The organism is uncultured Parvimonas sp. (assembly GCF_963524015.1).
Lineage (GTDB): Bacteria > Bacillota > Clostridia > Tissierellales > Peptoniphilaceae > Parvimonas.
The window spans coordinates 544,237-566,005 of the sequence record NZ_CAURDT010000001.1 but is presented as its reverse complement, the minus strand read 5'-3'; the positions used below and the strand labels follow the sequence as shown (position 1 = coordinate 566,005).

27 protein-coding genes are annotated in these 21,769 nt (G+C 26.8%); 23 read left to right on the top strand and 4 right to left on the bottom strand.

Annotated elements, in window-relative coordinates; translation table 11 throughout:
• The first annotated feature begins 18 nt into the window (after positions 1–18).
• The 11 genes from RWJ08_RS02675 to RWJ08_RS02625 all read left to right on the top strand — a co-directional run bounded on the left by RWJ08_RS02675 (position 19) and on the right by RWJ08_RS02625 (position 8,377).
• Complete coding sequence (locus RWJ08_RS02675) at positions 19–537, top strand: hypothetical protein (protein WP_009372543.1); 519 nt, start codon at positions 19–21, stop codon at positions 535–537.
• A gap of 132 nt (positions 538–669) precedes the next feature.
• A complete protein-coding gene (ruvC, locus tag RWJ08_RS02670) occupies positions 670–1,164 on the top strand; it encodes a crossover junction endodeoxyribonuclease RuvC (RefSeq protein ID WP_009372675.1) in 495 nt (164 codons plus the stop codon).
• A 7-nt stretch (positions 1,165–1,171) separates the two neighbouring features.
• Positions 1,172–1,771 (top strand): Holliday junction branch migration protein RuvA, encoded by a 600-nt coding sequence (gene ruvA, locus RWJ08_RS02665; RefSeq protein WP_313960972.1) that lies wholly within the window; start codon positions 1,172–1,174, stop codon positions 1,769–1,771.
• Between the two features lie 8 nt (positions 1,772–1,779).
• On the top strand, positions 1,780–2,787 hold the full coding sequence (gene ruvB / locus RWJ08_RS02660) for a Holliday junction branch migration DNA helicase RuvB (RefSeq protein WP_004833004.1): 1,008 nt from the start codon (positions 1,780–1,782) through the stop codon (positions 2,785–2,787).
• Positions 2,788–2,941: 154 nt separating this feature from the next.
• Positions 2,942–3,985 carry a tRNA preQ1(34) S-adenosylmethionine ribosyltransferase-isomerase QueA gene (queA, locus tag RWJ08_RS02655; RefSeq protein WP_313960971.1) on the top strand — a complete coding sequence of 348 codons (1,044 nt, stop codon included), beginning with the start codon at positions 2,942–2,944 and terminating at the stop codon, positions 3,983–3,985.
• Complete coding sequence (tgt, locus tag RWJ08_RS02650; protein ID WP_004833006.1) at positions 3,985–5,103, top strand: tRNA guanosine(34) transglycosylase Tgt; 1,119 nt, start codon at positions 3,985–3,987, stop codon at positions 5,101–5,103. The genes queA and tgt overlap by 1 nt, the downstream gene beginning before the upstream one ends.
• Before the next feature lie 2 nt (positions 5,104–5,105).
• Positions 5,106–5,792 (top strand): SdpI family protein, encoded by a 687-nt coding sequence (locus RWJ08_RS02645; RefSeq protein WP_313960970.1) that lies wholly within the window; start codon positions 5,106–5,108, stop codon positions 5,790–5,792.
• Between the two features lie 171 nt (positions 5,793–5,963).
• Positions 5,964–6,329 (top strand): GntR family transcriptional regulator, encoded by a 366-nt coding sequence (locus RWJ08_RS02640; RefSeq protein WP_269753594.1) that lies wholly within the window; start codon positions 5,964–5,966, stop codon positions 6,327–6,329.
• A 2-nt stretch (positions 6,330–6,331) separates the two neighbouring features.
• On the top strand, positions 6,332–7,162 hold the full coding sequence (locus RWJ08_RS02635) for an ABC transporter ATP-binding protein (protein ID WP_293439924.1): 831 nt from the start codon (positions 6,332–6,334) through the stop codon (positions 7,160–7,162).
• The gene (locus RWJ08_RS02630; protein ID WP_313960969.1) at positions 7,163–7,765 is read left to right on the top strand and encodes an ABC-2 transporter permease; all 603 of its coding nucleotides are present in this window, start codon (positions 7,163–7,165) and stop codon (positions 7,763–7,765) included.
• Between the two features lie 9 nt (positions 7,766–7,774).
• Positions 7,775–8,377, top strand: coding sequence for a hypothetical protein (locus RWJ08_RS02625; RefSeq protein ID WP_313960968.1), 603 nt, complete (start codon positions 7,775–7,777; stop codon positions 8,375–8,377).
• Between the two features lie 21 nt (positions 8,378–8,398).
• Here the strand turns inward: RWJ08_RS02625 and RWJ08_RS02620 are convergent, their stop codons facing one another.
• Genes RWJ08_RS02620 through RWJ08_RS02610 form a run of 3 tightly spaced genes read right to left on the bottom strand, consistent with a single transcriptional unit; the run spans position 8,399 to position 11,485 of the window.
• A complete protein-coding gene (locus RWJ08_RS02620) occupies positions 8,399–9,514 on the bottom strand; it encodes an ABC transporter permease (protein ID WP_313960967.1) in 1,116 nt (371 codons plus the stop codon).
• On the bottom strand, positions 9,504–10,556 hold the full coding sequence (locus RWJ08_RS02615; RefSeq protein WP_313960966.1) for an ABC transporter permease: 1,053 nt from the start codon (positions 10,554–10,556) through the stop codon (positions 9,504–9,506). Before RWJ08_RS02615 ends, RWJ08_RS02620 begins: the two co-directional genes overlap by 11 nt.
• Positions 10,556–11,485, bottom strand: a complete 930-nt coding sequence (locus RWJ08_RS02610) for an ABC transporter ATP-binding protein (protein ID WP_004833010.1) — start codon at positions 11,483–11,485, stop codon at positions 10,556–10,558. The genes RWJ08_RS02615 and RWJ08_RS02610 overlap by 1 nt, the downstream gene beginning before the upstream one ends.
• 165 nt (positions 11,486–11,650) lie before the next feature.
• On the opposite strand from RWJ08_RS02610, the gene RWJ08_RS02605 reads away from it, so the two are divergent.
• Positions 11,651–12,697: a histidine kinase gene (locus RWJ08_RS02605; protein WP_313960965.1), complete on the top strand. Its 1,047-nt coding sequence runs from the start codon at positions 11,651–11,653 to the stop codon at positions 12,695–12,697.
• Entirely contained in the window at positions 12,678–13,277 is a 600-nt protein-coding gene (locus RWJ08_RS02600) for a response regulator transcription factor (RefSeq protein WP_150263166.1), read from the top strand. The genes RWJ08_RS02605 and RWJ08_RS02600 overlap by 20 nt, the downstream gene beginning before the upstream one ends.
• A gap of 101 nt (positions 13,278–13,378) precedes the next feature.
• On the opposite strand, the gene RWJ08_RS02595 is transcribed toward RWJ08_RS02600, so the two are convergent.
• The gene (locus tag RWJ08_RS02595; protein WP_313960964.1) at positions 13,379–14,614 is read right to left on the bottom strand and encodes a dicarboxylate/amino acid:cation symporter; all 1,236 of its coding nucleotides are present in this window, start codon (positions 14,612–14,614) and stop codon (positions 13,379–13,381) included.
• Positions 14,615–14,910: 296 nt separating this feature from the next.
• Between RWJ08_RS02595 and RWJ08_RS02590 the strand changes: the two genes are divergently transcribed.
• The 10 genes from RWJ08_RS02590 to RWJ08_RS02545 are packed head-to-tail and all read left to right on the top strand — an operon-like array spanning position 14,911 to position 21,768.
• Positions 14,911–15,249 (top strand): Asp23/Gls24 family envelope stress response protein, encoded by a 339-nt coding sequence (locus tag RWJ08_RS02590; RefSeq protein WP_009372433.1) that lies wholly within the window; start codon positions 14,911–14,913, stop codon positions 15,247–15,249.
• A gap of 9 nt (positions 15,250–15,258) precedes the next feature.
• Complete coding sequence (gene nusB, locus RWJ08_RS02585; RefSeq protein ID WP_313960963.1) at positions 15,259–15,663, top strand: transcription antitermination factor NusB; 405 nt, start codon at positions 15,259–15,261, stop codon at positions 15,661–15,663.
• Between the two features lie 23 nt (positions 15,664–15,686).
• Positions 15,687–16,034, top strand: coding sequence for a hypothetical protein (locus RWJ08_RS02580; protein WP_313960962.1), 348 nt, complete (start codon positions 15,687–15,689; stop codon positions 16,032–16,034).
• A gap of 15 nt (positions 16,035–16,049) precedes the next feature.
• The gene (xseA, locus tag RWJ08_RS02575) at positions 16,050–17,249 is read left to right on the top strand and encodes an exodeoxyribonuclease VII large subunit (RefSeq protein WP_313960961.1); all 1,200 of its coding nucleotides are present in this window, start codon (positions 16,050–16,052) and stop codon (positions 17,247–17,249) included.
• The gene (gene xseB / locus RWJ08_RS02570; RefSeq protein ID WP_009372270.1) at positions 17,239–17,496 is read left to right on the top strand and encodes an exodeoxyribonuclease VII small subunit; all 258 of its coding nucleotides are present in this window, start codon (positions 17,239–17,241) and stop codon (positions 17,494–17,496) included. Before xseA ends, xseB begins: the two co-directional genes overlap by 11 nt.
• A complete protein-coding gene (locus RWJ08_RS02565; protein ID WP_313960960.1) occupies positions 17,496–18,344 on the top strand; it encodes a polyprenyl synthetase family protein in 849 nt (282 codons plus the stop codon). Before xseB ends, RWJ08_RS02565 begins: the two co-directional genes overlap by 1 nt.
• Entirely contained in the window at positions 18,344–19,078 is a 735-nt protein-coding gene (locus tag RWJ08_RS02560; protein WP_313960959.1) for a TlyA family RNA methyltransferase, read from the top strand. The genes RWJ08_RS02565 and RWJ08_RS02560 overlap by 1 nt, the downstream gene beginning before the upstream one ends.
• An 8-nt stretch (positions 19,079–19,086) precedes the next feature.
• Positions 19,087–19,539, top strand: a complete 453-nt coding sequence (locus tag RWJ08_RS02555; RefSeq protein ID WP_009354235.1) for an arginine repressor — start codon at positions 19,087–19,089, stop codon at positions 19,537–19,539.
• A gap of 7 nt (positions 19,540–19,546) precedes the next feature.
• Positions 19,547–21,265 carry a DNA repair protein RecN gene (gene recN, locus RWJ08_RS02550; RefSeq protein WP_313960958.1) on the top strand — a complete coding sequence of 573 codons (1,719 nt, stop codon included), beginning with the start codon at positions 19,547–19,549 and terminating at the stop codon, positions 21,263–21,265.
• Positions 21,250–21,768, top strand: coding sequence for an NUDIX hydrolase (locus RWJ08_RS02545; RefSeq protein WP_313960957.1), 519 nt, complete (start codon positions 21,250–21,252; stop codon positions 21,766–21,768). The genes recN and RWJ08_RS02545 overlap by 16 nt, the downstream gene beginning before the upstream one ends.
• The last annotated feature ends 1 nt before the right edge of the window (position 21,769 follow it).

Here is a 21,769-nt window from a genome sequence, read left to right as displayed (position 1 = left end):
TAGAAGGAGGAAATTTGTATGCATCCAATGTTACAAAAACATGTAGACACAGGTTATATGAAAGAAGAACATGGTCTATATATCGAAGAAGCTATTGCTAAAGGAGAAACTTTAATTATTTCAGGACATAGATCTGCTGGAATTAGACCATTCATGGCAGCTATTATGGCTGTTGCTAAAGGTTCACATAAGACTGTTCAAGTTAAAGACGAAGCTGGAATCGAAGCTGCAAGTGATGTAGATTATATTTTAATTCCTGCACTTACAGAAGAAAACTGTGAATCAATGGTTCAAGCTGCTTTCAATAAAAAAGGAATGTCAACTATTACTTTCAAAGAAACTGAACTTAAATATTCAATGATGAAAATCATGAAAACTCAAGCTAAAGAAGTTGGAGATTTAAGCAAAGTTGTTCACTTAATTGAATGTAGAAAATTAGATGGTATTCCACATTTAATTAACTTTAGTAAAATGACTTATGACGAAAAAGGAAAAGTTAAGAGAGAAGATTTACTAAGTTGTGAAGATTACGAATAAGATTAAGAGCAAGAATTTAATTCTTGCTTTTTTTTGTGCATAAAATTCCTTTATGATAAAATCCTAAAATAATCTTAATTGAAAAAAATTGTTTTTTATGTTATGATATTTGATAGTATTGGAGGATTTTTTGTGATTATTTTTGGATTAGATCCCGGAATTGCAATTGTTGGTTATGGAATTATAGAGGCTATCGGGAATAGAGTAAGACTTATAGATTATGGAGTAATTGAAACAAAAGCAGGAATTCCACTTCCTGATAGGCTTAAAATTATTGATGAAGAATTGAACAAATTAATAGAACTACATAATGTTGATGAACTTGCAATTGAAGAGTTATTCTTTAATAAAAATGTAAAAACTGTAATCAATGTTGCACAGGCAAGAGGGGTTGAGATTTTATCCTTTATAAAGAAGAATATCTTGGCTTATGAATATACTCCTTTACAAGTTAAACAAGCCATTACAGGATATGGTAGAGCGGACAAAAAGCAAATGCAAGAGAGTGTTAAGATGATTTTTAAACTTAAATCCGTTCCTAAACCCGATGATGCTGCAGATGCTTTGGCTATTGCACTTTGCCATTTTTTTAGCTTAAAATTTAAAGAACAATTTAGAATGAAATAGGTGTTTTATGTACGAATATATTAGTGGAGAACTTAAATTTATTTATAATGATTATATTGTTATAGATAATGGTGGAATAGGTTATAAGATTTTTACTTCTAACAATACATTATTTAATGTAATTGTTGGTGATTATTATACAATTTATACAGATTACATAGTTAAAGAAGATTATGTCGCTCTTTTTGGTTTTAAAGCAATGGATGAACTTTCAATGTTTAAATTACTTGTAAGTGTGAATAGTATTGGTCCAAAGGTGGCATGTGGAATTTTATCCTCAATGTCTGTTGATAGTTTGAAATTGACAATTGTAAATGGAGATGCAGTTGCTCTTGCTACAGCCAAAGGTGTGGGCAAGAAAACCGCACAGAAAATCATCTTGGAATTAAAGGACAAAATTTCAATTGACAGTATAAGTAGTAAAGAAATTTCTGGAATTGAACCAACTTTAGATAGCGGAAAAGACTTGGAAAAGAGAGAGCTTGTTTCAGATGCTTTAATTAATTTAGGATTTATGAAAAATGATATTGAGAGATTTCTTTCAAGTATAAATATTGATGAAATGGAAATAGAAGATATAATTAAACTTAGTATGAAAAAATTATAGGTGTTAGTATGTTTGAAGATTATGAAGATAGAATTATCGGTACAGGTTTTTCAAGAGAAGATATTGAAATAGAGACCAGTTTAAGACCGAAATGGATTGATGAATATATTGGTCAAGAAAAAGCAAAAGAAAGACTTAAAATTTTTATTGAGGCTGCAAAAACAAGAAATGAGCCTCTTGACCATAGTTTGCTTTATGGTCCTCCAGGACTTGGAAAAACAACTCTTGCAAATATCATTGCAAATGAAATGGGCGTTAATATCAGAGTTACTTCAGGTCCAGCCATAGAAAAGCCAAGTGACCTTGCAAGTATTTTGACAAATTTAAGTAAAGATGATGTTTTGTTTATAGATGAAATTCACAGAATAAATAGAAGTGTTGAAGAAATTTTATATCCTGCAATGGAAGACTATGCACTTGATATAATAATAGGAAAGGGTCCAAGTGCCAGAAGCCTTAGAATTGACCTTGAAAAATTTACTTTGATAGGGGCAACGACAAGAACAGGACAACTTACAGGACCACTTCGTGATAGATTTGGAATTATGTTGAGTCTTGAATTATACAGTATTGAAAACTTACAAAAGATAATTACAAGATCTGCAGGAATTTTGGGAATTGAAATTGAACCTGAGGGAGCGCTAGAAATTGCAAGACGTTCCAGAGGAACACCTAGAATTGCAAACAGACTTTTAAAAAGAGTTAGAGACTTTGCTCAGGTTAAGAGAAATGGAAAAATTGATTTACAAACTAGTAAAGACGGACTTGATATTTTAGAAGTGGATTCTCTTGGACTTGATACAATAGACAGAAAAATAATAACTACAATAATAGATAATTTCTCAGGAGGACCTGTTGGAATTGATACAATTGCTGCATCCACAGGTGAGGAGAGAATTACAATCGAAGATGTCTATGAACCTTATTTACTACAAATAGGATTTCTAAGTAGAACAAGCAGAGGAAGAATTGTAACTGAAAAAGCATATAAGCATTTTGGCAGAATAAAAAAGTAACGATTATTTAACCGTTACTTTTTTACTTTAAGAATTTATAAAGAATGTATTTTAAAAGATTGTTTTAATTAAAAAAATTTGAAAAATATTGAAAAACAAGATATAATATAAGCTTGTAGATGTATTTTATATTTTAATAGAAGGAAGAGAGTTAATGAATAGTTTAAAAACTGATGATTTTGATTTTGAGCTTGATGAGTCTTTGATTGCTCAGTTTCCACTTAAGGATAGATCAAGTTCAAAACTTTTAGTTGTAAATAGAGAAAATTTTGATTTAGAACATAAAAATTTTAAAAATATTGTTGATTATATAAAAAAGGATGATGTTTTGGTAATTAATGATACCAAAGTTATTCCTGCAAGACTTTTTGGAGCAAGACCCGGTAAAGATGAGGCTATAGAAGTTTTACTTTTGAAAAAACATGAGGATAATACTTGGGAAACTTTGGTTAAACCCGGAAAGAAAATGAAGATAGGCTCAAAAGTTGAGTTTGGAAATGGAAAATTGCGTGGAGAAGTTGTAGGTATAAGTGAGGATGGAGAGAGATTTGTAAAATTTTCTTATGATGGAATTTTTGAAGAAATTTTGGACGAACTTGGAACAATGCCACTTCCACCATATATTCACGAAAAATTAGAAGAAAGAGATAGATACCAAACTGTTTATGCAAAACACAATGGATCAGCTGCAGCACCGACTGCGGGACTTCATTTTACAGATGAGCTTTTAAAAGAGCTTAAAGAAAAGGGAGTTAAGATTGCAAGAGTTACTCTTCATGTTGGACTTGGAACTTTTAGACCTGTTAAGGTTGATAATGTTTTGGAACATAAGATGCATGATGAGTATTATGAAATTTCAGAAGAAAGTGTTGAAATAATTAATACAGCAAAGGAAAAAGGAAATAGAATTTTTGCAGTTGGAACAACAAGTGTAAGAACTTTGGAAACAGTTTATAAAAAATATGGAAAACTTGTAGCTTGTAAGGGGAATACGGATATTTTCATATATCCGGGTTTTGAGTTTAAGGTTGTTGATTGCCTTATTACAAATTTTCATTTGCCAAAATCAACATTAATTATGCTTGTCAGTGCTTTTGCATCAAAAGAGATAATAATGAATGCATATAATGAGGCTACGAAAAATAAATACAGATTTTTCAGTTTTGGCGACGCAATGCTTATTAAAAAGGAGAAATAATGGAATTAAAATACGAATTGATAAAAAAGTCTTCGGATTGTAATGCAAGACTTGGGAAAATATATACAAATAGGGGTGTTATTGAAACTCCGATTTTTATGCCCGTAGGAACGAGAGCAACTGTAAAGGCGATGAATGTAGATGAGTTAAAAGAGATAGGCTCACAAATTATTTTAGGGAATACTTACCATTTATATTTAAAACCCGGGCAAGAAATTATTAGAATGGCTGGTGGACTTCATAAGTTTATGAATTGGGATAAGCCAATTTTAACGGATAGTGGTGGTTTTCAAGTTTTCAGTCTTGGAGATATTAGAAAGATAACTGAAGAGGGTGTAGAGTTCAGATCTCATATTGACGGTTCAAAGCATTTTATTTCTCCTGAAAAATCAATGGAAATTCAAAATGATTTAGGTTCTGATATTATGATGGCTTTTGATGAATGTGCCCCATATCCTGCAAGTTATGATTATGTAAAAAATTCTATGGAAAGAACTTTACGTTGGTTAAAGAGATGTAAGGATTATCATAAAAATACAGATAATCAAGCACTTTTTGGAATTATTCAAGGTGGAATGTTTAAGGATTTAAGAAGAGAGTCTGCACTTGCTACAATTGATATGGATTTACCGGGCTATGCTATTGGTGGGCTTAGTGTAGGAGAACCTAAAGAAATTATGGTTGAATATTTAAATTATACAACACAATTTATGCCTGAAAACAAGCCTAGATATTTAATGGGAGTAGGAACTCCGGATTATTTATTTGAAGCTGTTGAAGCAGGGATTGATATGGCTGACTGTGTTCTCCCTACAAGAATTGCAAGAAATGGAACTGCAATGACTTCAAAGGGAAAACTCGTTATAAAAAATGCTAAATATGCAAAGGACTTTGCTCCACTTGATGATGAATGTGATTGTTATGCTTGTAGAAATCACACAAGAGCTTATATAAGACATTTGATAAATGTTGATGAAATATTAGGAGCAAGACTTCTCTCAATCCATAATTTAAGATTTTTACTTAAAACTATGGAAAATATAAGACAAGCAATTAGAGAAGATAGATTTTTAGAATATAAAAAAGAATTCTATAAAAAGTATGGATATGAGGACTAGAAATGAATAAATTTTTAAAATTATTATTAATTTTAGCGATTACACCTATAATTTTAGCAACAGTAGGTTTTGCTGTATTACCTTCATCAGTTTTTGCTTATGTCAAAGATAGTAAAGAAGTTTTTATCGGATCCTATATGGTTTATACCTTTGCTTTGATAAATGCAGTATTATCATTCTTTGGAATAACTTATTTGAGAAGAGTTAGAAAGAAATTTAATGACGAAAACTATCCAACAGGAGTTACTGTTGTAGCTTTTGTAAATCTGCTTATTTCTATTATGTGTAATTACTTTACATTTTCAGTATTAAAACTTATGTTAAAAAATTCAAAAATGGAAATTCCTTTTTATGTAATTAGATTGGTTTTCACTTTAATTGCAATTTTGACTACAATATATGGAATTTATTTAAGAAGAGTAAATAAAGAAAGTGAATTTGCAATAAGAAATAAATGGACAATGAATAATGATATAGTTTTCGGATTTGCAAATAAATTTTCAGGAATTGTCTTTATTGCAGGTGGAATTTTTATCTTAATAGTATCTTGGATAATAGGCAATCAAAATCAATTATATATAACAACTTTGTTTACTTTAATAATTTGTGCAATATCATCAAACTATATAAGTAGAACAATAGGTATGAAATACAAAATGATGTATAAGGAAAAAGATAAGAAAATATAGAATGAGAAATAATAAAGTGTCAATGAGAAATTTTTGACACTTTTTTAGTGGATAAAATAGAACTGAATTAGAATAATAACAAAAAACATACAATAATTTTATAAAAAATGTTGACAAATTTATTTTAAGTGTATATAATGTATATATACAGTAGATAGAGAGGAGGGTTATATGTTAATTAATTTATATAAAGATGATAAAGACCCAATTTATTTACAGATTGTAAAACAGATAAAAAAAGAAATTATGAATAAAAATCTACAACAGGGAGATTTACTGCCCTCAATTCGCGCTTTAGCAACAGATTTAAAAGTAAGCGTAATTACGACTAAAAGAGCGTATATGGAGCTTGAAAAGGATGGTTTTATACAAACTGTTACTGGGAAGGGAACTTATGTTACAAATAAAACTGTAAATGCAATTGAAGATGAATATTACAGATTATTGGAAAACTCAATTAAAAATGTGTACGATTATGCAGAAGCATTAGGGCTTTCTAAAGAAGAGCTTAAGGAAATTTTTGAAAATTGGAGGTAATTATGTTAAAAGTTAAAAATCTTGAAAAAAACTACAAAAATTTTAATTTGAATATGACTTTTGATTTAGAAGAGGGTTGTATTATGGGCTTAATTGGGAAAAACGGTTCAGGTAAGACAACTTTGATTTCCACGATTTTAAATATAATTGTAAAAGATAGTGGGAGTTGTATTATTTTTGGAATGGAAAACAACAAATTAACTCCAATTCAAAGGGAAAATATAGGAATTGTTTTTGATGAAATTCATTTTCCGGACAACTTTAAGATATATGAAATTGAAAAATTTTGTAGTTTAGTTTACAAAAATTGGGATAGAAATCTTTTTAGAAAATTGCTTGCTGACTATGAAATAGAAATTATAAAGGAAGTCAGCGAACTTTCTAAAGGAATGAAAATGAAATTACAATTAGCTGTAGCATTTTCACATAATCCAAAGTTGTTAATTTTAGATGAGGCAACTTCTGGACTTGATCCGATTGTGAGAGATGAACTTTTGGATTCGCTTTTTGAGTTTGTAAGAGATGGTAAACATTCTGTTTTAATGTCCTCACATATTTTATCAGATATTGAAAAAATTTCAGATGTAATAACTTATATTGATAATGGAAAATTAATTTTTTCCGAATATAAAGATGATTTGCTTGAAAAGTATTGCATAATAAAAGGAGATGAAAGTATTTTAAATGAAATTGCAAAATGTGATATTTTAGGAGTAAAACAAGGTCATTATGGAATTGAAGCCTGTGTCAGCAGAAATTCATTCAAAGGAGAAAATTTTGACAAACCTACATTAGAGGATATAATGATATTTTTAAATAAAGGGGTGATTTAATTGAAAGCATTACTTTATAAAGATATAATAGTTTTAAAGAATAATTTAGTCGCAATTTCAATGATATCATTCTTTTTGATTATTGCTATAATATCTGGAAATGTTGATATATCATATTTGATAGCATCCTTTGGACTTATTATTTTATTTATAAAAATTTTTGAAAGTGATTATAAAAATGGTTTTTATAAATATGTAATTTCCAATGCAGTTGAAGAAAAATCCATAGTAACTTACAAATATCTTTTTATATTATCAGCTGCCATTTTAGTTTTTTTATTCAACTTTTTACTTGCATTTGTGACTGGTTATGACAAAACATTTTATAGATTTTTGGTTTTTTTAAGTATAAATATTTTTCTTTATGAAATACTCATTCCAATATTTTTTAGATTTGGGAAAATCGCCATAGATATTGTCAATGTTGTTGGTACTGTTGTTTATATTACTGGAGTTTTTTATATAGTAAAAAATGATACTTTTTTGAAGTTTGAAATTGGAAATAAATTAAATATATTTGTAATCTTAATTATAATCGATTTAATTTTGTTTGTATTTTCATTTTTATTGAGTTTGAAATTTATTAGAAGAAAGATAAGTTAGGAGTTTGTTATGAAAGGTTTATTGCTTTTAGAATATCTTGAAATTAAGAAAAAATGGTATTTTTTTACTTTAGATTTAATACTGCTGTGTGTTGGAGTGTTTTTTGAAATGTTATTTACTTATATTTTTGTGTTTTCAGTTATTGGAAGTAGAGATGTCGGAAATAATTTTGAAAGAAATAAAAAAATAAACAAATATATTTTAACAACTAAATTTTCAAGAAGGGATTTAATTGTATCAAAGTTTTTAGTTTCAACTCTAAAAATTTTAGTCTATTATATTATTTTATTTGTATTTGTTAGAATTTTTAATTCAAGTTTTTTATTAAGTTTATTAGGATATTTTTTTACGGCTATATTTATAAATCCAATAGTTCAGTATTCATATTTTGTATTTAAAGATAGAGATGATATAGTTCCATTTTTTGTAATGATTACATTTCCTCTTCTTTTTATGTTGTTGGGGTTTAAATGTTTACCTAATTTTATTGGACTGTATGAAAATACGTATTTATTAATATTGTTTTTTATAGCTATATTTAGTTTAAATGTTCTGTGGAATATTTGGTTACTAAGAGTAACTGTTAAAAACATTGAATGTGAAGATTTTTAGACAAAAATAAAAAAAGAAGTCCTAAGCGACTTCTTTTAATTTGTATCTTTTTATGAATATTCCTAGTAGTGTATAAAATACTATGAATACAACTTGTGATGCAACAAATAGTAAAAATTTTTCAAAATTTATTTCTTCTAAAAACTTTACAAAATAATATTGTGGCATAAATTTAGAAACATTTATTAATCCTTGTGGTAAGAATTTCATCGGCAAAAATACTCCTGATGAAAATGCCATTATTAATGTGAAAGCAGAATTTACACCATTTACAACTTTTACATCCTTTGAAATTGATACAAGTAGTTGTCCTAGTGAAATTGCAGTAAATGAAAATATAAATACTGCTAGACTCATATATACTAAATTAGTTTTAGGTATTTCTTCGTTCACTCTTGATATTGAAACAGCTAAATAAAAACTTGATATTAATATAGATATTATTACCTGAGCTAAAAATTGTTGTAAAGTTTGTGATTTTTGACTATAAGGGGACAAAGCCATTCTTTTTAAAAGACTTTCTTTTTTAAATTCAGCATCAATATTTATAATTATTGAAATTATACTCATAAAAACTATATAACTTAGGATTAAAAAAGTAGCGTTAAAGGCTTCTTTTCCTTTTTCTTGATTATATAATTTAGTATCTATTATCTTTACATCAATCTCTTTCTTTAATGTATTTATTACCTCTTGTTGATCAACATTTGAATTTATTGCAGACAATGTGTAATTGAGATAACTTTTTAAATCTATTTTTAAAAAGGTTATATATGAAGTTTTTGTTGGTGCTAAAATTGAAATTGCTTTTTTATTATTTAATAAATTTTGTTTAAAATCTTTATTAATTACCATATAAGCTATAATTTTATCCTCAACAATTTGTTTTCTTGCTTCGCTTTCCGTAATTTTTTCTTCTTTTACATTATGTTTTTCTTTTAAATAATTTATTAAGGCTTTTGATTCTTCACTTTTATCTTCATCATTTATCATTAAGTCCAGCTTCATAGGTTTAAATTCAACATTATTATCTTTTGAGCTGGTAAATATAATCAACATAACCATAAAAATTATGAAAGAAAATAAAACTGCTTTTATATTTTTTATAAATATTTTCATATAATTTTTAAATATCATTATACTTATGCCTCCTCAAATATATTAATGCAATTCCAAATAGAATTATAGTAAATGGAATTATAAATTTAGCCATTGTAATCAAGTAGCTATTGTCATTTGCGATATTTACACCTAATAGTGCATTTTCCATATAGAATGTTGGATTTATCTTTTTTATTATAGGGAAAGCTGAAGTTATAGCATTTGTTACACTTGAGCCCATCATTCCTGAAGTATAATTCATTAGAAGAATACATCCAAGTCCAACCATTGTTTTAGTTTCGGTTTTTGCCTTTAGAGTAACTGCAAGGAACATTCCCATAGTTATTCCAAAAATCATAATTAAAAGTAGAGTAATAATTGAAGCAAAATAGTTTGTTATTAGGGTTATCCCAAATACAAGTTTTAAATAAATAATCAATAATGTAGAATTAAAACTTGTAACTATAAGTGCAGATATTATTCCGTTTATTAAATAAGTTGATTTTTTTATTGGAGAAACTAACATTCTTACTGCAAAATCAGACGAATCATATAATATATTATCTATGTAGATAACGCCATCAAACATAGTATATAGACTTGCCATAATAATTATTGAAAAAAGTATGGGTTCAACACCTGTAACACCATGGTTTTTGTCCTCTATAAAATCTTTATCAATATTTTTTATAATTTCTTCCTGATTAATTTTAGTTTCATACATTTGTTTTATTTGGTCAAGGATATTTTTAACAACCATAACTTCTGAATTAGATGATATAATTTTTAAAGATAAATCATCTTCTATAAAAGCTTTATATTCTTTGTTTTTTAGATCTGTTTGAACATCTTCTTTTACTTCTTTAAGATTAAGATATGGAATTTGTTTTAAAATATATTCATGGGGATTATTTTTGTTAATTCCAACATTTACTTTATCAAAATTTTTGCCCATATTAGGAATTACTAGGCAAAAGAATGTAGCTAAAATCATAGGGAAAAAAGTATTCCAAAATAAATTTAGTTTATCTCTAGTTAAATGTAGCAAATTTACTTTTAAAGCAGATAAAATTCCCATTATTCTCTAAGCTCCTTTCCTGTCATTTCTAAGAAAATATCTTCCAGTTTAGGTTTCTTTGAAAAAATTTCTTCATAAACTACATTGTTTTCATCAAGTAGGTAGATTAATTTTTTAATGTTTCCTGTATCACTAGAATAATTAAAAGTTACTTGATTTTCCTTCGCTTCAACATCAATTACCTCGTCTTGTTTTTCTAAGATTGAAATAATTTCAGGTTTTATAAAACCTACAACTGTAATCTTTTCTTTTACACTTACTCCATTAATCAAAGTTTGCATATCTCCGGTTAAGATATTTTTTCCATTATCCATAATAGAAATTTTATTGCAAAGATATTCAGCTTCATCTAAATAGTGAGTAGTATAAAGAATTGATGATCCATTTTCAGCTAAATTTTTAATTCCATCTAAGATAAACTTTCTGCTTTGAGCATCTACTGCAACTGTTGGCTCGTCTAAAATTACAAGTTCAGGCTTATGTGAAATACCACAAGCGATATTTAAACGTCTTTTAAGCCCACCTGATAGCTTCTTTTCCAACATTTTTTCATGACTTTGAAGTCCTGTAAATTCAATAGCTTCATTTACAAGCCTTTTTCTTTCATTTTTATTAGATATATATAGACCACAAAAATAGTCGATATTTTCTTTTACAGTTAAATTATTAAAAACAGCAAGTTCTTGAGGAACAATTCCAATTTTTTTCTTAATTTCATATTCATTAGAAATATCTTTTTTTCCAAAAACTTCAATAGTTCCACTGTCATATTTCAAAAGAGAAAGCATACACATTATTGAAGTCGTCTTTCCACAACCGTTTGGACCTATAAGTCCAAGTACATCTCCTTTTTCAAGAGATAAATTAAAATGGTCTAAAACAATTTTTTCTTTAAATTTTTTTATTAAATCTTCTATTTTTATAATCATAATTATCACCTCACCAATATTATATCAACAAATTTTTTTAAAAATTAGTGTATTATGTAATTTTATCAATATGACAAATGTAATTTTTTGAAAAATATGATAAAATAGTTATAATAGTTTTTAAATGATTATTGTTTTATTTATTTTAAATTAGATGGAGATATTATGGTATTTTTAAAGTATTTTTTATTAAATTTTTTGTTTTTATTTTCAGAAAAAATGAGTTTTGCTAATGTTGCAATTTTTAGCTTAATTTCGTTAATTTTTGTGCTTATAGTTGAAATTAAGGAAAATATATATTATAGTTTAGCTTTGTCAGTAATTTTTTTGATTATAATTTATTTTTTTCCGGAGTTTAGATTTTTTATGTTCTCTTTTATTTATGCAATTTATAGTAAGTCAATTTACAATATTCCAATATTTCTTGTATTCCTATTGAGTAAAGAAATTAACTTTTTTGCTTTATCTTTATTAATTGTTTGTCTATCTCAATATGATAGAGAACTCTATGAAAGAAAAGTTTTTTATCATAGAGAGTTTTTAAATTTTTATAAGACAAATTATAAATTACAAAAAGATTTAAAGAAATTGTATCTGGAAGAAGAAAAAAAGAATTATGATAGTATTTTAAAAGAAAGAGAAAAAATTTCAAAAGAATTACATAATTCAATAGGACATACAATTTCAGCTTCTATTTTGGAACTTAGAGCATTGGAATTAATATGTGATGATGAAGAGATAAAAACTTCAGTTATAAGAATTAGGGAGAATTTATCAGGTGGATTAGTTGATATAAGAAAAATAATTCATAATATGTATAAATCTGCTTTTGACTTAGAAAGCTCTATTGAAAAAATTATAAATGTTCCAAATGTAAAGTCAAAATTAATATATAGAGTTAAAACAAAGATGAATGAAAATTTAAGTTTTGACATTTTAAGCATTGTAAAAGAGGCTTTTGCTAATTTTACTAAACATTCAACTGGAGATAGTTTTACTGTGAGAATAATAGAAAATGAAAATTCATATATAATTACGATTTTTGATAATGGAAAAAATATTAATATTGAAAAAAATGACGGTCTTGGAATTTTGTCTATGGAAGAAATAGCAAAAAAATATAATGGGCTATTCAATGTTATTACAGATGATGGATTTAAGATAAATATTGCAATAGATAAGGGAGAGAATAATGAAAATTTTAATGGTTGATGATGATTTATTAGTATTAAATGCTTTAAGTACTATATTGGGAAAGAGTGGTTATGAAATAGTATTAGCTACTACAGACTCTAAAAAAGCAATTGAGACTTACAAAGAAAATAAAATTGATGTAGTCATTTTAGATATTAGAATGAAAGAAGTAAATGGAGTTGATGTTGCAATAGAAATTTTAGAATATGACAAAGATGCCAAAATAATGCTCTTAACAACTTTCAATGATAGAGATGATATAATTAGAGCTTTAAACAAAGGTGTTTTAGGAGTTATTTTAAAGGATAATGTTGCATCACTAATTCCTGCAATAGAAAGTGTAAAGCTTGGGAATAAAATTTTAGATAATGAATTAAAATTACAAAGCCTATTTAATACGACAAAAAAAGATTTTGAAAATTTAACTCAAAAAGAAATTGAAATTATAGAACAAATTGCAAAGGGACTTTCAAATAAAGAAATTTCAGAAAAATTATTTTTAAGTGAGGGAACTGTTAGAAATTATATTTCAGGAATTTTAGAAAAGTTAGAACTTAGAGATAGAACGCAACTTGCAATATATTATTATACGAAGTAAATAAACAATAAATCAGATAAAAAGCCAACATAAGTTGGCTTTTTTAGTGAAACAGGAGGTTTCATATTTGCCCATTTGATTAAAAACATCTGATAAGGGGGTTAATCATTATGTTTTGAATAATCTAATTCTTTTTCAGAGTGGGCAACAACAACTGAACAAGTTATATCTCCTAAAATATTAACTGCTGTCCTTATCATATCAAAAATTCTATCAATTCCAGCGACAAGTGCGATTCCCTCAATAGGAAGTCCTACACTTTGTAGTACCATTGTAAGCATAATTACTCCAGCACCTGGAACTCCGGCTGTTCCAACAGATGCTAATGTCGTTGTTAGTACAATTACAATTTGTTGTTGAATTGATAAGTCTATTCCATATACTTGTGCTATAAATAATGCACAAACTCCTTGGTATATTGCTGTTCCATCCATATTTATGGTTGCACCTAAAGGTAAGACAAAACTAGCAATAGGTTTAGAAACACCCATTTCTTCTTCTGCAGTTTCCATAGAAACAGGAAGAGTTCCTGCAGAAGAAGCGGTAGAAAATGCTACAAAAAATGGAGTAGAAGCTTTTTTATAAAATGTTCTAACTTTCATTTTAGTAAATATTTTTATAGATGATGAATACACTAAAAGTGCATGAATAATACTGGCTAGATAAACTATAAAAATAACTTTAAGTAAAGGTAATAATACTTTTGGACCATTATTTGCAATAACTGGAGTAATTAAACCTAATACCCCAATTGGAGCAAGTTTCATTATTCCATTTGTAATAGAAATCATAGCATTTGATATTCCATCAAAAAATAAAAATACAGGTTTAGACTTTGCTTCTCCTAAAGATAAAAGTCCACAACCGAGTATCAATGCAAATACTATAATTTGTAACATATTTCCTTCAACTATTGACTTCATAGGATTTGCAGGAATTATATTTACTAAAGTATCTATAAAATTAGGTGCTTCATTTACTTTTACTTCTGTTAATGTTGTAGGTAATGTAAAACCTGCACCTGGTTTTAGGATATTAGTAAAAAATAAGCCTAAAATTATTGCAAAGGTAGTTGTTAAAAAATAAAACACAAAAGTTTTTAAACCTATTTTTCCAAGTTTCTTTATATCTTTTAATTCAGCGACACCAACAACCAGTGATGAAAATACTAAAGGAACTATCACCAATTTAATTAAATTTAAAAATATAGATCCAATTGGTTTTAGATAAGTATCTGCAATTTTTGGGTTTGATTGTAAACACAGACCTAAAGCTACACCAATGAAAAGTGCGATTATAATCTGTAGGGGTAATGAGATTTTTTTTCTTTTTTTCATTCTAATTCCTCCTAAATTAATTTAGCACTATAATACAATGCACTTTTATTATAACATAAAATAAATTAAAATGAAATAGAATTAATAATAAAATTTGCTATAATAAATTGTTTTCCTGATAAATTTTAATAAAAGTATTTAGAATAAATAATAAAAATAATTCAAAAATATTTATTTATATATATTCATAAATAACTTAATTTAAAAATTGAATAAAACTTGAAAAAATATGCAAATTTATTTGAATAAATTTGCAATTTTTGATATAATACTAGATAAGTGGAGGTGTATTAATTATGAATAAAAATAAATTCGAAAATGGCAGTGTCAAGATATCAAATGATATTTTTTATATGATAGCTGCTATGGCAACTATTGAAGTTGAAGGGGTAAAATCTATAGTTGGAATTCCAGATGATATCGAAAAAATTAATGCAAAAAATTCTAAGAAAGGAATAGAAATTGAATTTTTAGAAAAAGGAATTGAAGTTTGTGTTAAAGTTTCAGTAGAATATGGACAAAAATTCGAAGAAATTGTTAAAAAAATTCAAGAAAATATAAAATTAAAAATAGAAGTTATGACAAGTATTAAAGTTTTAGGTGTGAATATTTGTATTGAGTCTATTGAAAAGTAGAGTGCTTATATGACTAGAAGTGAAGCACGAGAATGGTGTATGAAGCTGATATATCAGCTAAGTATACAAAATAATTTTAAATGTGATGAGATTGAAAGTTTTATAGAGTATTTTGATTTGCCTAGTAGCGAAGTTAAGTATATTAGGAAGAATTGTAAATCTATAATAGACAATCTTGATGACATTGATAATATTATAAAAGAAAATTTAGAAGGTTGCTGGAACTACAATAGAATAGCTAAGATTGACTTGGCAATTCTTAGAGTTGCAGTAAATGAAATTTATTACTTAGACGAAATTCCTGAAAGTGTTGCAATAAATGAAGCTATAGAAATTGCAAATAAATATTCAACTGATGCTTCATATAAATTTATTAACGGTATTTTGGGAACAATCGTTAGAGCGAAAAAATAAAAATTTGATTTTAGGAGGTAGTTATGAGTTTACTTGGTAATTTATTGTTAATCGTATTTCTTGCCATAGCTTTAACTGGAATAGGTGTATCAACTTATTTAGTTGGGTCTGAGGGAAAAATAAGATGGGTAGTATATACAATTTTTAGTGTAGTCTGTATTGGAATATTCTTGATATTTAAATATTCAACTAATACAACTCTATTGTTCTGGAGACAAGCATTTCTAATGATGAGTTTTTATGTTCCAGCAGTTTGTACATTAATGGCACTTATAGCTATCCCTAAAACATCTATAAAAGCATTAAAAGAAAGTATAGTTCCTGCAGTTAGTATATTTGCTATAAGTGGTATTCTTTTAATGATATTCTAAAATAGGAGAATTTTGATGACAACATTTAAGGTTAAAGAAGTAAGTAAGTACATTTCGAATGTACTTAGGAGAGATTCTTTTTTATCCAACATAAGTGTTGAAGGCGAAGTATCTAATTTTAAAAAATCAGGTGGACATAGTTACTTTAGTATTAAAGATGATGAAGCTATGCTTAAATGTGTAGTTTTTAAAACTATTCCGATTGCACAAAGTTTGAATTTAACAGATGGACAAAAGGTTGTCGTAACAGGTACTGTTATGACTTATGAAAAAGGAAGCTACTATCAGATTCTATGTAAAAATGTTGAAGAGGTCGGTCGTGGAAATTTATATGAGCAGTTTTTAGCTCTAAAAGAAAAACTTTCAAAGGAAGGCCTCTTTAATTCTGAATTTAAAAAACCAATCCCAAGATTTCCTAAAAATATTGGGGTGGTTACAGCTAAGAATGGAGCTGCAATTCGTGATATTTTAAATACATTGCGAAGAAGATATAGAATTGCAAATATCTATTTTTATCCTGCAAAAGTTCAAGGAATTGGAGCTAGTGATGAAATAGCTGAAGGTGTTAAATATTTAGATTCACTTGATTTTATTGACACGATAATTGTTGGTAGAGGTGGAGGTTCTTTTGAAGATTTGAATGCTTTTAATGATGAAAATCTCATTAGAACCATTTTTAATTGTAAAAAACCTATTATATCAGCGGTTGGTCATGAAATAGATACAATGCTAACAGACTATGTTGCAGATAAGAGAGCTGCAACTCCTACAGCAGGAGCTGAGCTTTCATCTGTAAGTATGGATGAGATAAAAGAATTTTTAAACCAAGCAGAGAAAAAACTAAGTAAGAATATATTAGAAGAAATTTCTGCTGAAAAAGTTCAGCTTGAACATTATAAAAAAGAATTGGAATATTATAATCCAGTTAATAGAATAACTACACTAAGAGAAAATCTTGAGAATTTGAAAAAATCTTTAGATGAAAAAATAGTTTCAATTTTTAAATATAATAAACAATTATTAGATTTTAAAAGACAATCTTTAGAAATTATAAATCCAAATAGTATTTTAGATAGAGGGTATAGTATTATCTATAATGATAATAATGAAATTGTTAAGGATATTAATAATGTAAATGTAGGGGATTCTTTGAAACTTAATGTTTCTAATGGAGAAATTATTTCCGATGTTAAGGAGATTATAGATGGCAATTAAGTTAGAAAATTATGATAAGGGAATTGAGGAACTTATTAAAATAGTAAATACTTTAGAAAAAGAACAATTAAGTCTTGAAAAAAGTATTGAACTGTATAAAAAAGGAATGAAGCTTCATAAAGAATTAGTTGAAATTCTTGAAAAAGAAGAAGGTAGATTATTCTTATTTGACGAAAAAGCTGAAGATGAAGATCAAAAATTTGTAGAAAAAACTTTAGAAGATGGACAAGTGAGTTTAGAGCTATAATGGAAGATTTTAAAAAATTGATTTTTAATGATAAAAGTATAATAGAAGAAAGATTAAGTAAAATTTATTCAGATAATAGTGAGTTTGAAAAAATGTGTGCTTATTCTTTTTCTGTTGGTGGAAAGAGAATAAGAGCTATCTTACTTTTAGAGGCTTTTAAAATTTATAGGGATATTTCTGATATAGCTATAGACTTTTCAGTTGCTTTAGAGCTTATTCATAACTACTCTTTAGTTCATGATGATTTACCTGAAATGGACGATGATAAATTTAGAAGAGGAGTGTTATCTGTATATGGTAAATATGGACAATCTAATGCTGTTTTAGTTGGTGATGAGCTTTTAAATAATGCAAATTTAATTATGATTAAAGCTATTAAAAATCTGGAAAAATTTGATGAAATAAATCTTGCTATTTCTGCAAGTGAAATAATTTTAAATTCAAGTGGAATAAATGGAATGATTTATGGTCAGTTTTTAGATCTTGAAAATAATGTAGATAATTTAAAAGATATTGAAAAGATTAATTCTCTAAAGACTGGAGAACTTTTTAAAGCTGCAATTTTAGCGGGAGCAAAACTCGGAGGAACAAGTGATAATGACTTAACACATTTGGATATTTATGCTAAAAACTTAGGTTTAGTTTTCCAACTTCAAGATGATTTATTTGACTATGATGAGGATATTAAATTGAAAAAAAAGACTTTTGCAACTGTTCTAGGAAAGAGTGAAGTTGAAAAGAAAATTGAAGAATTGAATAAAATTTCATTGCAAGAAATTAATAAAATTTCAGGAAAAAAAGATTTCTTTGTAAATTTTATTGATTATATGGCAAAAAGGACTTATTAATGGAAAGAGCAGATATTTGTCTAGTAAACTTGGGACTTGTAAAGTCTAGAACTCATGCTAAAAGGATAATTACAGAAAGAAGAGCTTTTTATGATGGAAAAGTTATAGAAAAAGTTTCTATGCTTATTGAAAATCCTAAATTAATAACTATAAATTCAACTTTTGAGGATAGTTATGTTGGAAGAGGAGCCATTAAGTTAGACTCTGCAATTAAAAAATTTAAACTTAGTTTAACCAATTTAGTCTGTATGGATATAGGTTCATCAACAGGTGGTTTTACACAAATTATGTTAGATGGAAATGCAAAAAGAGTTTATGCAATAGATGTTGGTACAGATCAACTTGATAAGAGTTTATTGGATGATGATAGAGTGGTTAGTTTAGAAAATACAAATTTTAGATATTTAGATTTTGAAAAAATAGGAGAAAAGATTGATTTTATTTCAATTGATGTCTCTTTTATTTCTTTAAAATATATTTTTGAAAATTTATATAAATTTTTAAAAGAAGATAGTCAAATTGTGGCTTTAATAAAACCACAATTTGAATGTGAAGGAAAAAGTTTAAATAAAAAGGGGATAGTTAAATCCGAAAAAGTCATAGAGAATGTGGTTGAAAAAGTCAAACTCTATGCACTTGGAAATAAGCTTGAAATTATTTCTGTAATTGATTCACCTATACTTGGTGGAGATGGAAATAAAGAAAAATTAGCGCTTATTAAAGGGATTTTTTAAGAGGTTATATGAAAAAATACACAAGACAAAGAATTATTTTAGATTTAATAGAAAATAACGAAATAAAAACACAAGAGGAACTTTCAGATTGCTTGGAAAAAAAGGGAATTCATTCAACACAAGCAACAGTTTCAAGAGATATTAAAGAATTAAAGATTTTAAAGGTTCAAACTAAAAATGGAGAATATAAGTATAAGGTTGTTGATTCACTCTATGATTCTTTAGATGAAAGATTGAGTAAGATTTGTAAGCTTGCAATTTTATCTATAAAGCATAATGAAGATATGATTCTTATAAAGACTATTCCACATACTGCAAGTATATGTGGTTCGTATATAGAAAATGCAAAGTTAAAAATGGTAACTGGAATTGTAACAGGAAATGATACTATCTTTATAGCGATTGATGATAAAGCTTTTTTAGATTCTGTAGTTGAAGAAGTAAAGAAACTTGTAAGGTAGGTATATTATGTTATCTGAATTATATATTAGAAATTTAGCAATTGTTGACGAAATAAAAATTTCCTTTACTGAGGGACTTAATATTTTAACAGGTGAAACAGGAACCGGTAAATCTATAATTATCGGTGCTATTTCTTTGCTTTGCGGTGGAAGAGCCAATACTTCATCCATCGGTAAACGTAGTGATACTGCTTATGTTGAAGGAGTGTTTTTTCTTTCTGATTATGATGAAGAAATTTTAAAAAATAAATTTGAATTGCTAGATTTAGATATAGAAATTGAAGATAATATGTTAGTTATTTCAAGAACTATTAACAAAAATGGAAGATCAGTTTCAAAAATCAATAATAGAACTGTAAATAATTCTATTTTATCTGATATTATGTTGAATATTTTAAATGTATGTGGTCAACATGATAGTTATACATTATTTAATAAAGCTGATTTTGTTGAAACTTTAGATAGTTTCTGCAATGATGAGTTTAGAAGAAAATTAAAAGATTTAGAAATATTATATGACAAAATAAAAAAGGCAAATACTAATTTAAAGAAGTTAAAGAATAAAGTTATCAATTTTGATGAAAATGTTGAAGAAATAAAATCAGAAATTGAAGAGCTTAATAGTTTGGAACTTGAAACTTTGGATGAAGAATTTATCGAAAATGAAATTTATAAATTTAATAATAGTCAAACAATTTTAGGCTGTTGCGGAAATTTAGTTGAGCTTTTTGACGGAGAAAATTCAGAAGTAAATGCCTTTTCTATAATGAATGAAATAAATAGAAATCTCGTTGTACTAGAAGAAAATGATAAAAATGTAAAATTAAGTGAAGATTTTGAAGATATTTCTTTTGGATTAAAAGAAATATATACAAAAATTCAAGATTATTACTCAAGTATTTATATTGACGAAGAGAGTCTTACGATTTTACAAGAAAAATTTAATCTTTTAAATGACTTGAAAAGAAAACATAAGACAGATAAAAAAGGGCTTATAAAATATAAAAATTCACTAGAAGAAGATTTATACTTGCTTGAACATTCAAAAGATTTGTTATCTGAAGAAAATAACAAACTTAAGAATTTAAGTGAAGAATATAAAAAGCTTGCTACAGAAATTTCAAATTCTAGAAAAGAAGTTGCAAAGAGAATAGAAAAATTAATTGAAAAAGAACTTTTGGATTTAGATTTAAAAAATTCAATATTTAAAATAGACATAAAGACAAATAATAAAATCACAAATACTGGTTTTGATGAAGTTACTTTTTTAATTTCTACAAACAAGGGTGAAGAACTTCAAGAAATATATAAAATAGCATCAGGTGGAGAACTTAGTAGAATAATGTTAGGATTTAAGAAGGTTCTATCTGATAGGGATAAGATAGCAACTCTTGTTTTTGATGAAATTGATACGGGTATAAGTGGAATAACTGCTCAAATTGTTGGAGAGAAACTTGCAGAAATTTCAAAAAATCATCAACTTCTTGTAATTTCTCATTTACCACAGATTTCTGTTTTATCAGATACGCATTTTATAATAAGCAAAGAAACAGTTGGAGATATAACTTTATCTAAAGTGTTATGTGCAAATTATGATGAAAAAGTTATGGAAATTTCAAGACTTATAGGTGGAGCAAATATTAATGAAACAACTATAAGACAATCTAAGGAAATGATAGAAATTGCAAATGAAAAAAAGGAAAGATTAAGATGTATAGAAAAGTAAAATCAGAAGAAATTTTTGACGGAAAAATTTTGAATTTAAAACTTGAATACTTTGAAAAAGAGGATAAAGTTTTAAGAAGAGAAATTGTAGATCATAAAGATGCAGTTGCAATTTTTCCAATTGATGAAAAAGGATATGTATATTTAGTTAAACAATACAGATTTCCAATTCAAGAGGACTTTTTAGAAATTCCTGCCGGACTTGTAGAAATAGGAGAAAATTATGAAGAAACTGCTCTTCGAGAATTGCAAGAAGAAATAGGTTTTAATTCTAATAATTTAGAAAAAATTTTTGAAGGTTATACAAGTGTTGGATTTTGTACAGAAAAAGTTGTAGTCTTCAGAGCTGATAGCTTATTTTCTTCAAAATTACCAGAAGATGAGGATGAAAATTTAAGTATTGTTAAAATCCATTTTGATGAATTAAAAAAGATGTATTTTAATGGAGAAATAAAAGATTTTAAAACGGCAATAGCTATTTTAAATGAAATAAATAGGGGGTAGT

What these genes read in the sequence shown, in the direction of transcription:
- RWJ08_RS02675 (WP_009372543.1), top strand. Translation starts at nt 19, where the DNA reads ATGCATCCAATGTTACAAAAACATGTAGACACAGGTTATATGAAAGAA.
- ruvA (WP_313960972.1), top strand. Translation starts at nt 1,172, where the DNA reads ATGTACGAATATATTAGTGGAGAACTTAAATTTATTTATAATGATTAT.
- ruvB (WP_004833004.1), top strand. Translation starts at nt 1,780, where the DNA reads ATGTTTGAAGATTATGAAGATAGAATTATCGGTACAGGTTTTTCAAGA.
- queA (WP_313960971.1), top strand. Translation starts at nt 2,942, where the DNA reads ATGAATAGTTTAAAAACTGATGATTTTGATTTTGAGCTTGATGAGTCT.
- tgt (WP_004833006.1), top strand. Translation starts at nt 3,985, where the DNA reads ATGGAATTAAAATACGAATTGATAAAAAAGTCTTCGGATTGTAATGCA.
- RWJ08_RS02645 (WP_313960970.1), top strand. Translation starts at nt 5,106, where the DNA reads ATGAATAAATTTTTAAAATTATTATTAATTTTAGCGATTACACCTATA.
- RWJ08_RS02640 (WP_269753594.1), top strand. Translation starts at nt 5,964, where the DNA reads ATGTTAATTAATTTATATAAAGATGATAAAGACCCAATTTATTTACAG.
- RWJ08_RS02635 (WP_293439924.1), top strand. Translation starts at nt 6,332, where the DNA reads ATGTTAAAAGTTAAAAATCTTGAAAAAAACTACAAAAATTTTAATTTG.
- RWJ08_RS02625 (WP_313960968.1), top strand. Translation starts at nt 7,775, where the DNA reads ATGAAAGGTTTATTGCTTTTAGAATATCTTGAAATTAAGAAAAAATGG.
- RWJ08_RS02620 (WP_313960967.1), bottom strand. Translation starts at nt 9,514, where the DNA reads ATGATATTTAAAAATTATATGAAAATATTTATAAAAAATATAAAAGCA.
- RWJ08_RS02615 (WP_313960966.1), bottom strand. Translation starts at nt 10,556, where the DNA reads ATGGGAATTTTATCTGCTTTAAAAGTAAATTTGCTACATTTAACTAGA.
- RWJ08_RS02610 (WP_004833010.1), bottom strand. Translation starts at nt 11,485, where the DNA reads ATGATTATAAAAATAGAAGATTTAATAAAAAAATTTAAAGAAAAAATT.
- RWJ08_RS02605 (WP_313960965.1), top strand. Translation starts at nt 11,651, where the DNA reads ATGGTATTTTTAAAGTATTTTTTATTAAATTTTTTGTTTTTATTTTCA.
- RWJ08_RS02600 (WP_150263166.1), top strand. Translation starts at nt 12,678, where the DNA reads ATGAAAATTTTAATGGTTGATGATGATTTATTAGTATTAAATGCTTTA.
- RWJ08_RS02595 (WP_313960964.1), bottom strand. Translation starts at nt 14,614, where the DNA reads ATGAAAAAAAGAAAAAAAATCTCATTACCCCTACAGATTATAATCGCA.
- RWJ08_RS02590 (WP_009372433.1), top strand. Translation starts at nt 14,911, where the DNA reads ATGAATAAAAATAAATTCGAAAATGGCAGTGTCAAGATATCAAATGAT.
- nusB (WP_313960963.1), top strand. Translation starts at nt 15,259, where the DNA reads ATGACTAGAAGTGAAGCACGAGAATGGTGTATGAAGCTGATATATCAG.
- RWJ08_RS02580 (WP_313960962.1), top strand. Translation starts at nt 15,687, where the DNA reads ATGAGTTTACTTGGTAATTTATTGTTAATCGTATTTCTTGCCATAGCT.
- xseA (WP_313960961.1), top strand. Translation starts at nt 16,050, where the DNA reads ATGACAACATTTAAGGTTAAAGAAGTAAGTAAGTACATTTCGAATGTA.
- xseB (WP_009372270.1), top strand. Translation starts at nt 17,239, where the DNA reads ATGGCAATTAAGTTAGAAAATTATGATAAGGGAATTGAGGAACTTATT.
- RWJ08_RS02565 (WP_313960960.1), top strand. Translation starts at nt 17,496, where the DNA reads ATGGAAGATTTTAAAAAATTGATTTTTAATGATAAAAGTATAATAGAA.
- RWJ08_RS02560 (WP_313960959.1), top strand. Translation starts at nt 18,344, where the DNA reads ATGGAAAGAGCAGATATTTGTCTAGTAAACTTGGGACTTGTAAAGTCT.
- RWJ08_RS02555 (WP_009354235.1), top strand. Translation starts at nt 19,087, where the DNA reads ATGAAAAAATACACAAGACAAAGAATTATTTTAGATTTAATAGAAAAT.
- recN (WP_313960958.1), top strand. Translation starts at nt 19,547, where the DNA reads ATGTTATCTGAATTATATATTAGAAATTTAGCAATTGTTGACGAAATA.
- RWJ08_RS02545 (WP_313960957.1), top strand. Translation starts at nt 21,250, where the DNA reads ATGTATAGAAAAGTAAAATCAGAAGAAATTTTTGACGGAAAAATTTTG.